Raw genomic sequence first — 14,886 nt, 5'->3', positions numbered from 1 at the left:
GGTCTTACTTTGCAGCTCTTACATTTTGCTATTTTATCGCCTTTTTTATTTGCTTTTATCATTCCATTCTTGGCAAAATACGCAAAAAGAGTGCATACGGGCTGGTTTGTGTTAGTCCTGCCCGTCTTGCTGTTTATATACTTTCTCCCCATGATCAGGATGACACAATCTGGAGAAACACTTCGGTCGGTATTAGAGTGGATTCCTTCACTCGGCATTAATTTTACCGTTTATATAGACGGCCTCGGGTTATTATTCGCCTTGCTGATCACAGGCATCGGCTCTTTGGTCACTCTTTACAGTATTTTTTATTTATCGAAAGAAAAAGAACAGCTTGGGCCCTTTTATGTCTACTTATTGATGTTTATGGGCGCCATGCTCGGCGTTGTTCTTGTAGACAATGTCATGGTTCTCTACATGTTCTGGGAGCTTACAAGCCTTTCATCCTTTTTGCTGATCGGCTATTGGTATAAGCGAGAAAAGTCGCGCTACGGCGCCGCCAAATCACTTTTGATTACGGTCAGCGGCGGGCTGTGCATGCTTGGCGGATTTATTCTCCTTTATTTGATAACGGATTCCTTCAGTATTAGAGAGATGATTCATCAGGTTCAATTAATTGCCGGCCACGATTTGTTTATCCCGGCTATGATTCTCATTTTATTAGGTGCATTTACGAAATCCGCGCAATTCCCTTTTTACATCTGGCTCCCTGATGCGATGGAAGCTCCGACGCCTGTCAGCGCTTATCTCCATTCAGCCACTATGGTAAAAGCCGGCATTTATGTAATTGCGAGATTCAGTCCAATTTTCGCCTTTTCAGCCCAATGGTTTTGGATCGTATCCCTCGTCGGGCTCTTTACGATGGTTTGGGGCTCATTCCATGCCGTGAAACAAACTGATTTAAAATCGATTTTGGCGTTTTCAACCGTCAGCCAGCTCGGAATGATCATCTCTATGCTCGGAGCCAGCGCTGCAGCCCTTCATTACGGCCATACAGAATATTATACAGTTGCCGCCATGGCTGCCATTTTCCATTTAATCAACCATGCTACCTTTAAAGGAAGCTTGTTTATGGCAGTCGGGATTATCGATCACGAAACAGGCACACGGGATATCCGAAAGCTAGGCGGCCTGATGGCGATTATGCCGATTACGTTTACCATTTCTTTAATCGGAACATTTTCAATGGCCGGACTTCCGCCGTTTAACGGATTCTTGAGTAAAGAAATGTTTTTCACAAGCATGCTTCGCGTAGCACATTTTGATCTGTTCAACGTGCAGACATGGGGCATTCTGTTCCCTGTTCTCGCCTGGATCGGAAGTGTATTTACGTTTATGTACAGCATGAAATTGCTGTTTAAAACATTCAGAGGAAATTACCAGCCTGAGCAGCTTGAAAAACCGGCTCACGAGGCGCCTGTCGGCATGCTCGTATCGCCGGTCATTCTTGTCGCTTTGGCTGTCAGTCTCTTCTTTTTCCCAAATATCTTGTCGTACAGCCTGATAGAGCCTGCGATGAACTCAATCTATCCGACACTGCTGGACGGCCATGAGAAATTCCACGTTCACATTTCACAGTGGCATGGGGTTACAACGGAATTGCTCATGACTGCGGGTATTGTTGTGATCGGAACAATCGGTTATTTATCGCTGAATAAGTGGAAGGGAATCTATAAACTGTTTCCTTCAAAACTCACACTCAACCGGTTATACGATAAGCTTTTGACTCTGATGGAGAAAGGCTCTTACCGGGTCACAAAACAATATATGACCGGGTTTTTAAGAGATTATTTGCTGTATATCTTCGCTGGTTTCATCATTCTGATGGGCGGAGCTTTTGTCATCAAAGGCGGATTTTCCTTTACAACAGAAGGCATGGCTAAAATCGGCGTATACGAAATCATTTTGACGCTTGTCATGATCAGCGCCACAGTGGCGACTGTTTTTGCCAGGTCAAGACTGACGGCGATCATTTCACTTGGTGTTGTCGGTTATGCGCTTGCATTGTTTTTTGTCATTTTCAGAGCGCCGGACTTGGCATTGACTCAGCTTGTCATTGAAACGATTTCTGTGGCACTGTTTCTGCTTTGCTTCTATCATTTGCCGAAACTGAGATTGAAAACAAAAACGAGAACGTTCCGGATGACGAATTTTATCATATCTTTAGGAGTCGGGACGATCGTTACTCTGCTCGGCATCGCATCCTCAAGCCAGCGGACAAAAGACAGCATTGCATCCTTCTTTGTAAAACACAGCCACGATCTCGGCGGAGGGGACAATGTCGTCAATGTCATCCTCGTTGATTTCAGGGGATTTGATACAATGTTTGAAATTACGGTATTAACAATAGCCGCTCTCGGCATTTACAGCATGATTAAAACAAAAGTAAAAGAGGAGGGGAAAAGCGGTGAATGAACAAAAAACAAATGACTTAATTCTTCAGACTGCGACAAAACTTGTATCCTTTATCATTTTGCTTTTCTCTTTCTATTTATTTTTATCAGGGCATAACGCGCCCGGAGGAGGCTTTGTCGGCGGACTGATCACGTCCTCTTCCATCGTTCTATTGCTCCTGGCATATGATTTAAAAACCGTGCGTTCCCTTTTGCCGGTTAATTTCATTTATGTCGCGGGAGCCGGCCTTCTGCTCGCTGTATTAACAGGCGTTGGCTCCTTTGTCTTCGGGGCTCCTTTTTTAACCCACACATTCGGATACTTTCAGCTGCCGATCTTTGGGAAAACGGAGCTCGCCACGGCGACGATATTTGATTTAGGCGTTTATCTTGTTGTCGTAGGCATTACGATGACCATTATTCAAACGATTGGAGAGGAAGAATAATGGAAATCTTAATGGCTGTATTAGCCGGTATTATTTTCATGGCTGCTACGTATTTGCTGCTGTCTAAAAGCCTGCTTCGCGTCATTATCGGAACAGCACTGTTAAGCCATGGCGTTCATTTAATGCTTTTGACTATGGGAGGATTAAAGAAAGGCGCCGCTCCGATATTAAGCGAGCATGCCAAATCATTTGTCGATCCGCTTCCGCAAGCCCTGATTTTGACGGCAATTGTCATTTCATTTGGCGTTACATCATTCATCCTGGTCATGGCCTTTCGCGCTTATCAGGAATTGAAATCGGACGATATGGATCAAATGAGGGGAAATGATCAACATGAATAATTTTGTTATTTTGCCAATCCTGATCCCGCTTCTGTCGGCCATTCTGCTGATTTTCATGACGAAAAATCTTATGCTCATGCGGATCTTCAGCACTGCGGCATCGGCTATCGGGATTGTGATCAGCGGCATACTTGTACAGACTGTCTTCACAAAAGGTATCCAAACACTTAGCTTAGGCGGCTGGAAAGCACCGTACGGCATTGTGCTCGTCGCAGACCAATTCGCCAGCCTGCTCGTTCTCACAACAGCGGTCATCGGTTTATTGGTTGGGCTTTATTCCTTCCGTTCCGTCGGTGAAAAACGTGAGCGTTCCTTTTATTACTCCGGCGTGCAGTTCTTGCTTGCCGGCGTCAGCGGGGCGTTTTTAACAGGCGATTTATTTAATATGTACGTATTTTTTGAGCTTCTGCTCATTGCTTCCTATATGCTGATTGTATTAGGCGGCACAAAAATTCAGCTGCGGGAATCCCTTAAATATATTGTGTTTAATATCGTATCGTCTGCCCTGTTCGTCATAGGTGTCGGGTTTTTATACGCGGTAACAGGCACGTTAAACATGGCGGATCTTAGCGTAAAAATCACTGAATCTGGACAAACCGGGCTGATCACTGTGATTGGTGTCCTGCTGCTTTTGGTATTTGGCATGAAGGGCGGAATCTTCCCCCTCTACTTTTGGCTTCCAGGCTCTTATTACGCGCCTCCGGCGGCAATCTCCGCATTGTTCGGCGCTTTGCTGACAAAAGTCGGATTATATGCGATTACGAGGGTTTTCACATTGATTTTTATTCACGATACAGCCTTTACCCATCAGCTGATGATTTGGCTGGCGGCGCTGACTGTGATTTTCGGTGTAATCGGTTCACTCGCTTATTCAGATGTCATGAAAATTGTGATCTATAACATTATTACCGCTGTCGGCGTGATTTTGTTTGGTGTGGCAGTACACACCCCCGCATCCATTCAAGGCGCCATTTATTATCTGATTCACGATATGCTGATTAAGGGCGCTTTGTTTATGCTGGCGGGCACGCTGATCGCATTGACTGGAACTGCGAGCCTGCATAAAATGGGCGGACTGATCAAACGCTATCCTGTTCTTGGATGGATGTTTTTCATTTCCGCTATTTCTCTTGCTGGCATTCCGCCACTGAGCGGATTTGTCGGCAAATTTAAAATTGCGGAGGGCGGCTTCGCAGAAGGTGAATTTACGATATCCATGCTGATTCTGCTTTCGAGTCTGCTTGTCCTGTACTCTGTGCTGCGGATCTTTATACATGCGTTTTGGGGCAAAGAAAAAGAAACGCCAAAACCAAATCATCGAACAGCTAAAGGGCTTCTTTATCCGGCAGCTATTTTTCTCTTGCTGTCTCTTCTCTTCGGATTGGGTACAGAATGGGTGTCGCCTTACGTTGATCAAGCGGCCGAGACGCTGCTGAATCCGGAAAAATATATTGAAGCTGTTCTGAAGGAGTAGATCGCATGGCATTTCAAATTTTATTAAATGTGTTTCTCGCATTTTGCTGGATGTTCTTAAGCAACAGTCCAAGCGCCGCAGGATTCATTACAGGCTATATTCTGGGAATGCTCTCTCTCTTTTTCTTCCGGCGCTTTTTTACTCGCCAGTTTTACCTATGGAAAATGTTTTCTATCATCAAGCTTTGTTTCATTTTTATAAAGGAACTGTACCTTGCCAATGTCAGCGTGATGAAATCCGTTTTATCACCAAAAATGAATATCAGACCGGGCATTTTTGCTTTTAAAACTGAACTGACGAAAGATTGGGAAATCACCCTGCTTTCCCTGCTCATTACATTAACGCCGGGAACCTTGGTGATGGATATTTCTGATGACAGAACAATACTTTATATTCATGCAATGGATATCGAGGATGCGGAAAAAGCGATTTTTGATATTCGGGAGTCTTTTGAAAAAGCCATACAGGAGGTGAGCCGCTGATGTTTACGCTGATCCTGCAAATCGCGCTCGGCATTATGGCAGTGTCTACCTTTTTGTATGTCATTCGTGTCATTAAAGGGCCGACTGTGCCCGACCGGGTCGTGGCTCTGGATGCTATCGGCATCAATCTGATCGCGATCACGGCGCTTGTCTCCATTTTGCTGAAAACAAGTGCGTTTTTGGATATTATTTTGCTGCTGGGGATTTTATCATTTATCGGAACAATTGCATTTTCCAAGTTCCTGGAGAAAGGAGAGATTATCGAAAATGATCGAAACCGCTAAGGTCGTTGTAGCTGTATTCATATTGCTTGGCGCTCTTGTATGCCTCATTGCATCATTCGGAGTGCTTCGCCTTCCAGATGTGTTTACACGCTCTCATGCTGCTTCTAAAGGCTCAACATTGGGGGTCAATATGATTCTGCTCGGTGTCTTCTTTTATTTGTGGTTTGTGTCAGGGGAACTCTCCGCAAAAATCCTGCTTGGAATTCTCTTTATCTTTATTACGTCGCCTATCGGCGGACACTTGATCTGCCGTGCTGCGTATAACTCCGGCGTCAAGCTTGATGAGAGAAGTGTGCAGGATGACTATAACGGAATCAGAAACTTTGTGATAAAACGAAAAAAGGATTCTTATTTATAAAAATAAGCAGCCGGACAGGCAGAGTTCCGGCTGTTTTTTTATTTCTTGATGACAGCCAGCGTGCATCTGGATATACAGATTAGCCTCTCTTGCTCGTCATATATGTGAATATGATAGACAATCGTCGTTCTGCCTACATGAACGGGCTCGGCTACCGCCTTTACCGTTCCTTCCTTAACAGATTTTAAATGGTTGGCGTTAATCTCCAAACCGACACAAGCTTGCGTTGTATGATCAATCAGGTTCTGTGCACCTGCGCTCGCCGCGGTTTCCGCCAGGGCCACTGAAGCGCCTCCATGCAAATATCCGAACGGCTGTACCGTCCGATGATCCACCGGCATGACCGCAACGCATCGTTCCGCTGTGTTTTCAACAATCTCAATACCAAGCGCTTCAAGCAATGTGTGCTTCATATCCATCTCTACACCCCCAACATTTAAAGTACACCGTCTGATTTCGCAATCAAAACCGCTTCCGTCCGGGAACCGACATTCAGCTTATTGAAAATCGATGTCAGGCTGTATTCAATGGACCGCTTGCTTAAGTGAAGGGCATCTGCGATTTCTTGGTTTGTAAATCCTTTTTCAACTTCTTGCAGAATCAGGCATTCTCTAGGTGTGAGCACATCTTGTTCTTTTTGAGAGGAAGGAGCCGGCTTTGTTTTTTGCTGAGTCATCAGCTGTTTAAAGTAAGCAAAATCGACTAAAATTTCTCCGTTGAGTACGTGGTATATGTATTGGGTGATCTTTTCTTTAGATTCCGTTTTGCTGATGGCACCGTGCAGACCCGCACGAATCGCTTCCTCAAAATAATCCTCGACCTCATAACCGGTATACACGATAATTTTACAATGAGGATTCTCTTGTAAAATCTGTTTAGAAAGCTCCATCCCATTGACCTCGCCGCCTAAATTCAGATCCATTAAAATGAGATCATATGACGAGAAATCATGCTGCTTGATAAACTGTTCGCTCGGTTCAGGACTGAGACAATCAACAGACAAATTCGAATCCGTTTCCAAAATTGTCTTGGTGCCTTCCATGACAGCCGGATGGTCATCAATCACTAGTATCTTTTTCATGTTTTCCTCCCTTTTACTCACTCTTTTCCATTTTATAAAAAAGACTTGGCCTGTGCCAAGTCGTTTCCGTTATAAATCCATTACAATTCGATTTCAATATCAGCCTTAAAGCCCTTTCCTTCACTCGTTTCAATCCGAAGGCGCCCATCTAAAGCCCTGACTCTCTCCTTAATGCCAGAAAGCCCCATGCTCATGGAATGTTCAGTATTTTTTTCTAGGTCAAACCCTACGCCATCGTCCTCATAATGAAGAACAATTTTGTTTTGTATACTGATGAGCATAATCAGCACATCCGTCGCCTGAGAGTGCTTGACCGCATTAGACAGAAACTCTTGAATGATCCGGTATAAATTCAGCTGCGAATCCAGATCAAGGGAAGCCGTAAATCTGCCGGTATTTAAACGGATATGAAATGGAACCCGCTCCTGCTGCTGCGCCACCAGCTTCGACAGCGCCTTCACCAATCCAAGATCATACAGAAGCTGCGGTCTCAGCTCATGACACGTCTCCCTCGTCATCGAAATCACATCTGACATCTGCTCATTCATCTGTACAAGCTTGTCCTGCACTTCTTCACGGCACGGATTGTCATCCTTTTTAAAATCACCCAAAAACAGCTCACACTGGCGTTTTAAGGAAATCAAGTCCTGAAGAACCGAATCGTGGAGATCGCGGGCGAGATCGGAGCGTTGTTTTTCCTCGATCGTGTACATGAGTTTTTTGAGCCATACGGGGTTGGATTCTTGTTGTTTTATTTCTTCTAAATGACTCATCAGTTCTTCAATTTTCATGACGTTTTCGATCGATACGTTTGTATAAAAAGCCAATGTTTTCAGCCAAGAAAGTTCTTCAAGTGTAAGACGGGGCGTATTCATTTTAGATAAACAAAGCATTACAAATGATTTCCCACCGCGTTCACCTATCTTCATGACAAAACCTTTATTAAATTCAACGATTTTCCCTATTTCGGATGTTACTTTTCTAAATTCTTTTTCATAGACTTTTTCAAATGAATTTACGTTCTCATCATCATATAGTTTAATATCTCCGTCAGCTGAAACTTCATATACATGTGCTCGGCTAACAAGAGAAACCTCAAGTATAGTATTTTTCAGTTCTTCAAATACTTGAGACAAGGAAGTAGAGTCTCTTATCATCTGCGTGAATTTATATATACTGTCTTGATAATTGAATTTTTCCGAGACCCTTTTTAATCTAAATCTGAAATCAAGTACTTCTTTATAATAAAAAACCGCCAACATGATAATATAAATTAAAAAGGTTAGTTTAACACTATAAAAATCACTATCAGGACTACTAATTAATTCAATTGTAGAGATTAGAATAATTGTTGGCGTTAGAGCTAAAAAGCCATAATACCTTAATCTGCTTAAAATAAAATCCACATTATAGATTTTATTTGTCATGAATTGAAATACTAAGGAGAAAGGTATTAGCATCATAAATGAAGCTGCTAAAAAGGATGAAACATAGTGCGCATTTAAAAAGACATAAGGTATCAAATATAAACACAAAAAAGGTGAGAAAGAAAAGATATTAATAATAGTGAGAACTTTAATAATATGCGCTTGTTCAGTATCTTTATTTTTAATTAAAATGATACAGAAATATATCCCTACTATGATAAATAAAAAGAAAAAGGATAGTAAACTTAATTTAGGCACATAATCACGAAAGAAAAGATGTGAACGAAACATTTCACACACTACATTTATGATCGGTACCAAATATAAAATGAAAACTTTTTTATCAAATAAGGTAGTGCCTAACTCTCTAAAATAATGATAAAGAAAGAGAAGGTAGTTTAGCGGTACAGATATTAATGTTACCACCATAATACATCTGCATAGTATATCGCCTTTAACAGAAACTCCTGCGCTTATATAAGCAATAGAAGCCGATAACAGAAATATAATTAAAACTAAAGCAGATGGTAAATCCTTTGATTCATTTATTTTTATTATAAATAGGCAACAAAATAAACAAACAATATAAAACATTAACGGTATTAAGTAAGTAGAAAAATTTTTATCATTAAATAAAGTCAGCTTTAGCTCAACATCCTTGCCATTTCTCTCAACAACCATTGAGCTCACATTTTTAAGCTTATTCATTTTTATTTCTTTAGTGTTTATCTTTTGATTATTAATACGCTTTACGATATCCCCTTTTTCTATTCCGCTGTATGATGCCATTGAATATTCATCTACATTGGTAATTACAACGTCTCCGTTCTTCCCTTTCGAAACAGTTGCTCCAACTAACAAATTATTATTGCTTATATAGGTCAAATAAATAACATATAACAGACTTATTACAACTAACAATACAGAAATTTTATTGGTTCTAGACTTCATTTAACCCTCAATAGTGCCAATCCATCATTGAATAAATTTCTAACCCTTTAAAACCATTTATGATACATTCAGATTGATCTTTATCAACACCCAATAAACAAGCATTACCTTCCATTACTTCCCTTAAAACATTTGGGTATTTAATTAAGTATCCTACCATTTCTTGCATAATAAATCCCCTCCTTATTTAATCATAACAGACAATAATTTTTCAGTTTTATCTTCTCCTAGTTTTAATTGTGACATTTCATTTTTTATTTTTTGGAGAGATAAATGTTTCATCACCAGTAAATATTGTATAACGCCTGCTTCTGTCAATTTTCGCTTCAAAGCCTTAGTATTAATAGAAACAAATTCCTCTGGTTTTTGATATAAACTTAGTAGCTCCGCTGAAGCATCGTTAAATTGTTTCTTTAAGTATAAGTATGCCAATGTATTTTTTTTCTGAACAAAATCGTTATTTAAGTAAAACAAACCTTTATAATCATTATCGATCTGTGAAATAATCCCAAGTTCATAAGAATAAGAAGCCACGATGGGATGGTATTTGCCTGTTGCCAGCATTACTCCCATTACACAAGGCAATGCCGTTAGCGCTCCTGATTTATTTTTGATCATGTCAAGACAGGCTTCTTCAGTTTGCGGCGCATTCACAATATCATCATGCTGGCCTTGAATTGATTGTAACGCAAAATTCAATATCTCTTGTGAAAATTCTGGTTCATGACTAGCTTGACACATCACTTGTATACTAAGGGTGTAAAGAGCTGTAACTGCATTTAAAGCGATAGACGAGTCAATCTTCATCCAGACAGCATTTCCATTATCTTGATCCTCTAAGTCATCATAAATATCGAATGACAGTATAAGCAATTCAATTCCGGCAGCAAGCCATTCGATTGCTTTTTGATCCTGACCGTTAAAAGCTAAATAATGATGAAGTGCCAAATCGGCAAACTCAAAAGTATCCTTAGACTCAATAAAATTCTGAAGATATCGTTCCAAGTCCTGATTCTTTATTTTTTGGCTTACAATCTCCTTCATTTTCTCCTTGATCCGGACAGAATCTAAACATATCTGCTCAATAACGACTTCCCCCCTCCCATTCCATTTTACTAAATGGAACATTTAAAGGACAGCAGGTTTTTCGTTTTTTAACAATCATATAATACTTTATCCATTAATTGTATGGATAGAACGAAAAAAAAGACTTGTTTCCAAGTCTTTTTCACGAAATTTTCATTGCATAATTGTATTTATCGAGTTGATCGATGCTTTTGTTAATGTTTCGTAATGAATCTGTCGTTTCTTTAATATCAAGTTCGAGTCGGAATAACAATTGTTTTACTTCTTCAAGTTTCTTTTCCATCGTTTCCACACTCCTTTTTTTGAAAGATCAATGAATTGTGTATGGTGAACGAGTCCTAGGTATTTGATCTGTTACTAATAGTGTATCTGCTTTCGGCTCATTTTTCACCGAAAAGTATGCAAAAAGATCCTGCGTGACACCGCAAATATCAATAGGTCCTTATACTCAAAGAGATCACAACAAGAACGGGACTATTTTTCTATGGGCAAGAGCGGATATTTCTGCTCAAATTGAGAAAGATTCTTAATTCCCTTGATTTTAACGTGTTTCACATTTTTATTAAGCAAGACTATAGTCCTTCATACCGTATTTTCAAAATTGAATATGCGATTCTTGGCGTTTCCTGACCGACAAACACCGAAAAAGACCGCAACGCTAAAGTTGTGGTCTTTTCGCTTTGTCATATTCAGCAAATGGGGATCTATACATATAGAAACACCACTTTTGTGTGAGGTGCTCCCATGAGATATCGTTATCCCTGGTTTTACGTGTATCCGTATGAGATACGCCGTCCGCCCGCTCCTGCCTCCAATATAGATACTTTTATCCGTTCAGCGAAGCAGGCCGCAGGGATTTTTGCGGATGCTCAGCTGGTGCTCAGCCGCATTGCGGGCTCGCGGGAGCTCTCGCGCCGCATTCTGACCGCAGCCGAGCAGTCCGATAAACAAACCATAAAGCGCCTGATTAAACAAATGGGCGTCCGGCATGAAGTGGATACGGTCTTTAATCCCGACGGCATCTATATCAGCCTTATCGGCACGCAAAGCCGAATGATTCTTGCTTTGCGGTGGTCAGAGGACCGCAATCATTTTGCGTCCATAAGATTATGACACCATTCCAGAGCCTCAAGATAACATTCATACGCTTCTTCTTTGTCCAGTTGATTGCCTAATTCCGAGCAAGTGTCCCAGTTGTTGCTTTCAATTAATTTCACAAGCTCAAGCATTTGGTAGTAGTCGTTTTGATGGCCTAATAACGCTTGCCCGACTTCATCTTTCAAAGGCAATTCTTGTACAATTTCCTCTATTTCTCTATGCAGGAGCGTGTCTATGAGAGAAAACATTCCGATCAGCATATAAGAAGCAGGCTGCGGCCGGGATGCCTTCCTCGCCAGCAGCTCACAAAGCTTTGCTCTTATCAAAGAAATCTTAATGATTTCGTGCTTGCTGGAATGCCCTTTTCTGCTTAAATCCTTAAAGGAAAGAATATAGATCCACCGTTTGATTTCATTAAATCCAAGCAGCATAATGGCCTGCTGAATGCTTTCAATTTTCTGGCTCAAACGGCTGTGGGATGAGTTTAAAAATTTTAAAATTTGATAGGACAGTGATAAATCCCGCTCTATGTACTCTGTTACACGCTTTATGTTAGGCTGCTCTTTGCTCAGTTCGTTAAGCAGTTCATAGTAAGAATAAAAATGAGTCGACAGGTCATGCCCGCTGATGATGCGCGGCTCGCTGAAAAAGTAGCCTTGGAATAATTGAAAGCCATCTTGAACTGCCTGTTTATATTCTTTTCGGGTCTCTACCTTTTCTGCTAAAAAAATTAAGCCGCTGCAGCTGTAGGTTTGCAAAATTTTTCTGCGTTCCATTCGTGTTGTTTTGAGAAAATCAATTTTCAATATATCAATATAGCTCATGAGCTTTTCCAATAAGTCCTCATTTTGCGGGTTTATTGCATAAAAATCATCGAGCGCCAGCATATACCCCATTTTTTTCAATTCTTTGCATCTAGAAATGAGGGCCGGCGTGATCGGTATATCTTCAAGGATTTCAATGACAAGCTGTTTCGGATTGAAGGAGGTGGGAAGATTCGAAAACATCAGGCTTTCCGTAAAATTAACAAAACAGCGTTTTCCTTCCGTCAGCTTCTCAATTCCGATGTTTAAAAAGCTGTTGATCACCAAATCTGTTGTTGCCTGATCGCCGTCTTTAGCGCTATATACGTTCTCTTCGCTTTCTCTATACAGCAGTTCATAAGCAACAACCTGTTCTTTTCTATTAAAAATAGGCTGTCTTGCAACAAACACCCTCATTGATTAATCCCCCTTACAATACGCGCGGCTTTCACCCCTAAGTATATCAAATATTTTGACGAAAATTGTCTAAACATGAAAAATAATATATTCATAAAAAAACTGGCCCTTCGCGAACGAAAGGCCAGTTTTTATTTATTCTTCCTCAAGCTCTTCTTCAATTCTGCTTTTTACTTCGTGGATCCGCTGCATTTTATTGCTCCAGCAGTCCTCGCTTAAATCAACCGGGTATTCCTCCGGCTTGCTGATTCTTTTATATTCCTCCCAAAGCAGGCTGAGGTTATCCTGCACATACTGCTGTATGTCTGAAATCTCAGGGTTTTGGTAGCAAAGAATACCCTTTTCAAAAATCAGCTCATGAAGATCCTTCGCATAAAAATTCGTGACAAATTTGCTGATGAATGTATGAACCGGATGGAACATTCTGAGCCGCTTCTGATCATTCACCTGCTCATCATAAAGCGCGATATAATCGCCTTCAGAATGATGGTTGGACTGATTGATAATTCGGTAGACTTTCTTTCTGCCCGGTGTCGTCACTTTTTCAGGATTGGATGAAATTTTGATCGTGTCGACCATTTTCCCGTCTTCCTCAATGGCAACGAGTTTATAAACTGCGCCGAGAGCCGGCTGGTCATAGGCAGTGATCAGCTTCGTACCGACACCCCAGACATCAATGCGCGCTCCCTGAGCCTTTAAATTCATAATGGTGTGCTCATCCAAATCGCTTGAAGCAATCACCTTCGCATCTGTAAATCCTGCTTCATCAAGCATTTTACGGGCTTTTTTTGACAGGTACGCCAAATCGCCGCTGTCCAGGCGGATGCCAATGAAATTAATGCGGTCGCCAAATTCCTTGGCAACCCTAATCGCATTCGGCATGCCTGAACGAAGCGTATCATACGTGTCGACTAAAAAGACGCAATCCTTATGCGTTTCCGCGTATTTTTTGAAGGCTGTATATTCATCGCGGTAAGCCTGCACAAGCGCATGCGCATGTGTGCCGGAAACCGGGATATTAAAGCGCTTTCCGGCTCTTACATTGCTTGTCGCGCTAAAGCCGCCGATTAAGGCTGCTCTCGCTCCCCACATGGCCGCATCCATTTCATGTGCCCGCCTTGTTCCAAATTCAAGCGCAACTTCATCACCGATGACGCCTTTAATCCGGGCAGCCTTTGTTGCTATTAATGTTTGATAGTTCACAATGTTGAGCAGAGCCGTTTCAATCAGCTGCGCTTCAACCAAGGGCGCCTCCACCCTCATAATCGGCTCATTATTAAAAACAAGCTCTCCTTCTTTCATGGAGTAAAGTGAACCTGTAAAAGTCAAGCCGCGCAAATATTCGATAAAATCTTCTTGGTACCCCAGTTCATCTTGTAAATAACTCAAATCGCTATCCGTAAACTTGAAATTTTCCAGATACTCTATGGCTTTTTCCAAGCCCGCAAATACGGCATAGCCATTTTCAAACGGAAGCCTTCTGAAAAACAGCTCAAAAATCGCTTTCTTTTCATGAATGCCGTCTCTCCAGTACGTTTCCGCCATATTGATCTGATAAAGGTCTGTATGCAATGACAGGCTGTCATCTTTAAATCCGTACTCTAACACTGTTTTTCCCCTTCCTTACTCTGCCACTTGCGCTCCGATGCTATTTGCAAAATGGGAAAGAGCCCATGCGTGCCCCTCCTGATTAAAGCTGGCAACAGCCTGTTGATGCACAACAATCTGAAAACCTTTGTTGTATGCGTCAACGGCCGTATGTAACACACAAATATCTGTGCAGACACCGGCAAGATGCAGTTCGCCAATCTGCCGCTCTCTGAGTTTGAGCTCTAAATCAGTTCCCGCAAAAGCAGAATATCTCGTTTTTTCCATGTAGTAAACATTAGGTTTATGTTCATGTTTCTGATATAGAGGCAAAAGCTTTCCGTACAGATCTTTTCCTTCCGTGCCTTTTATATTATGCGGAGGAAAAAGACGGGTTTCGGGGTGATATTGATCCCCTTCATCATGAGAATCTACTGCTAATACGACATAATCACCGTTTGTGATGAATTCTTCGGTTAAATTGACGATCGCCTCTTCAATCATTCTGCCGGGCTCCCCGCAGGTCAATTTTCCGTCACTCGCCACAAAATCATTCGTATAATCAATACAAATAAGTGCTTTTTTCATAGCCGGCCTCCCCGCCATCAGTATGAGAACATTATATCTTATCTCCAGTTGTAAGTGAATTGCCATGAAT

General features: G+C 41.4%; 18 protein-coding genes. 9 read left to right on the top strand and 9 right to left on the bottom strand.

Going from position 1 to position 14,886, the window contains the following annotated elements; translation table 11 throughout:
* The first annotated feature begins 9 nt into the window (after positions 1-9).
* From NZD81_RS16345 to mnhG, 7 genes are read left to right on the top strand one after another with little or no spacing between them, the layout of a single operon-like run.
* Positions 10-2,415 (top strand): Na+/H+ antiporter subunit A, encoded by a 2,406-nt coding sequence (locus tag NZD81_RS16345; protein WP_095431802.1) that lies wholly within the window; start codon positions 10-12, stop codon positions 2,413-2,415.
* Positions 2,408-2,839 carry a Na(+)/H(+) antiporter subunit B gene (locus NZD81_RS16340; protein WP_014665185.1) on the top strand — a complete coding sequence of 144 codons (432 nt, stop codon included), beginning with the start codon at positions 2,408-2,410 and terminating at the stop codon, positions 2,837-2,839. Before NZD81_RS16345 ends, NZD81_RS16340 begins: the two co-directional genes overlap by 8 nt.
* Positions 2,839-3,180, top strand: a complete 342-nt coding sequence (locus NZD81_RS16335; protein ID WP_003220730.1) for a Na(+)/H(+) antiporter subunit C — start codon at positions 2,839-2,841, stop codon at positions 3,178-3,180. Before NZD81_RS16340 ends, NZD81_RS16335 begins: the two co-directional genes overlap by 1 nt.
* Entirely contained in the window at positions 3,173-4,654 is a 1,482-nt protein-coding gene (locus tag NZD81_RS16330; protein ID WP_136653690.1) for a Na+/H+ antiporter subunit D, read from the top strand. The genes NZD81_RS16335 and NZD81_RS16330 overlap by 8 nt, the downstream gene beginning before the upstream one ends.
* Before the next feature lie 5 nt (positions 4,655-4,659).
* The gene (locus tag NZD81_RS16325; RefSeq protein WP_014665187.1) at positions 4,660-5,136 is read left to right on the top strand and encodes a Na+/H+ antiporter subunit E; all 477 of its coding nucleotides are present in this window, start codon (positions 4,660-4,662) and stop codon (positions 5,134-5,136) included.
* Complete coding sequence (locus NZD81_RS16320; RefSeq protein ID WP_003228814.1) at positions 5,136-5,420, top strand: Na(+)/H(+) antiporter subunit F1; 285 nt, start codon at positions 5,136-5,138, stop codon at positions 5,418-5,420. The genes NZD81_RS16325 and NZD81_RS16320 overlap by 1 nt, the downstream gene beginning before the upstream one ends.
* On the top strand, positions 5,404-5,778 hold the full coding sequence (gene mnhG, locus NZD81_RS16315) for a monovalent cation/H(+) antiporter subunit G (protein ID WP_014665188.1): 375 nt from the start codon (positions 5,404-5,406) through the stop codon (positions 5,776-5,778). Before NZD81_RS16320 ends, mnhG begins: the two co-directional genes overlap by 17 nt.
* A gap of 38 nt (positions 5,779-5,816) precedes the next feature.
* On the opposite strand, the gene NZD81_RS16310 is transcribed toward mnhG, so the two are convergent.
* The 6 genes from NZD81_RS16310 to degQ form a co-directional block, all read right to left on the bottom strand.
* Positions 5,817-6,197 carry a hotdog fold thioesterase gene (locus NZD81_RS16310; RefSeq protein ID WP_040081970.1) on the bottom strand — a complete coding sequence of 127 codons (381 nt, stop codon included), beginning with the start codon at positions 6,195-6,197 and terminating at the stop codon, positions 5,817-5,819.
* 17 nt (positions 6,198-6,214) lie between these two features.
* Positions 6,215-6,859 carry a two-component system response regulator ComA gene (gene comA / locus NZD81_RS16305; RefSeq protein ID WP_003220716.1) on the bottom strand — a complete coding sequence of 215 codons (645 nt, stop codon included), beginning with the start codon at positions 6,857-6,859 and terminating at the stop codon, positions 6,215-6,217.
* A gap of 80 nt (positions 6,860-6,939) precedes the next feature.
* Entirely contained in the window at positions 6,940-9,237 is a 2,298-nt protein-coding gene (locus tag NZD81_RS16300; protein ID WP_134975177.1) for a histidine kinase, read from the bottom strand.
* A gap of 7 nt (positions 9,238-9,244) precedes the next feature.
* The gene (gene comX, locus NZD81_RS16295; protein WP_003241045.1) at positions 9,245-9,406 is read right to left on the bottom strand and encodes a competence pheromone ComX; all 162 of its coding nucleotides are present in this window, start codon (positions 9,404-9,406) and stop codon (positions 9,245-9,247) included.
* A 14-nt stretch (positions 9,407-9,420) separates the two neighbouring features.
* Entirely contained in the window at positions 9,421-10,281 is an 861-nt protein-coding gene (locus NZD81_RS16290; RefSeq protein ID WP_071580795.1) for a polyprenyl synthetase family protein, read from the bottom strand.
* Between the two features lie 184 nt (positions 10,282-10,465).
* Complete coding sequence (degQ, locus tag NZD81_RS16285; RefSeq protein WP_003220708.1) at positions 10,466-10,606, bottom strand: degradation enzyme regulation protein DegQ; 141 nt, start codon at positions 10,604-10,606, stop codon at positions 10,466-10,468.
* A gap of 221 nt (positions 10,607-10,827) precedes the next feature.
* Between degQ and NZD81_RS16280 the strand changes: the two genes are divergently transcribed.
* Both NZD81_RS16280 and NZD81_RS16275 read left to right on the top strand, forming a co-directional pair.
* On the top strand, positions 10,828-10,953 hold the full coding sequence (locus NZD81_RS16280) for a hypothetical protein (protein WP_128422565.1): 126 nt from the start codon (positions 10,828-10,830) through the stop codon (positions 10,951-10,953).
* 114 nt (positions 10,954-11,067) lie between these two features.
* Positions 11,068-11,436, top strand: a complete 369-nt coding sequence (locus tag NZD81_RS16275; RefSeq protein ID WP_014665193.1) for a YuzC family spore coat inner layer protein — start codon at positions 11,068-11,070, stop codon at positions 11,434-11,436.
* Here NZD81_RS16275 and pdeH read toward each other — a convergent pair.
* The 3 genes from pdeH to NZD81_RS16260 all read right to left on the bottom strand — a co-directional run bounded on the left by pdeH (position 11,412) and on the right by NZD81_RS16260 (position 14,816).
* A complete protein-coding gene (gene pdeH, locus NZD81_RS16270; protein WP_014665194.1) occupies positions 11,412-12,641 on the bottom strand; it encodes a cyclic di-GMP phosphodiesterase in 1,230 nt (409 codons plus the stop codon). The two genes, NZD81_RS16275 and pdeH, sit on opposite strands and share 25 nt — an antisense overlap.
* Before the next feature lie 135 nt (positions 12,642-12,776).
* Positions 12,777-14,249, bottom strand: a complete 1,473-nt coding sequence (locus NZD81_RS16265) for a nicotinate phosphoribosyltransferase (RefSeq protein WP_014665195.1) — start codon at positions 14,247-14,249, stop codon at positions 12,777-12,779.
* 15 nt (positions 14,250-14,264) lie between these two features.
* Positions 14,265-14,816 (bottom strand): cysteine hydrolase family protein, encoded by a 552-nt coding sequence (locus tag NZD81_RS16260; RefSeq protein ID WP_014665196.1) that lies wholly within the window; start codon positions 14,814-14,816, stop codon positions 14,265-14,267.
* Positions 14,817-14,886 lie beyond the last annotated feature (70 nt).

Origin of the sequence: Bacillus sp. B.PNR1 (genome assembly GCF_030386235.1) — a bacterium.
GTDB lineage: Bacteria > Bacillota > Bacilli > Bacillales > Bacillaceae > Bacillus > Bacillus stercoris.
The sequence above is the reverse complement of the archived record's forward strand: the minus strand, read 5'-3'. Positions and strand labels throughout refer to the sequence as shown.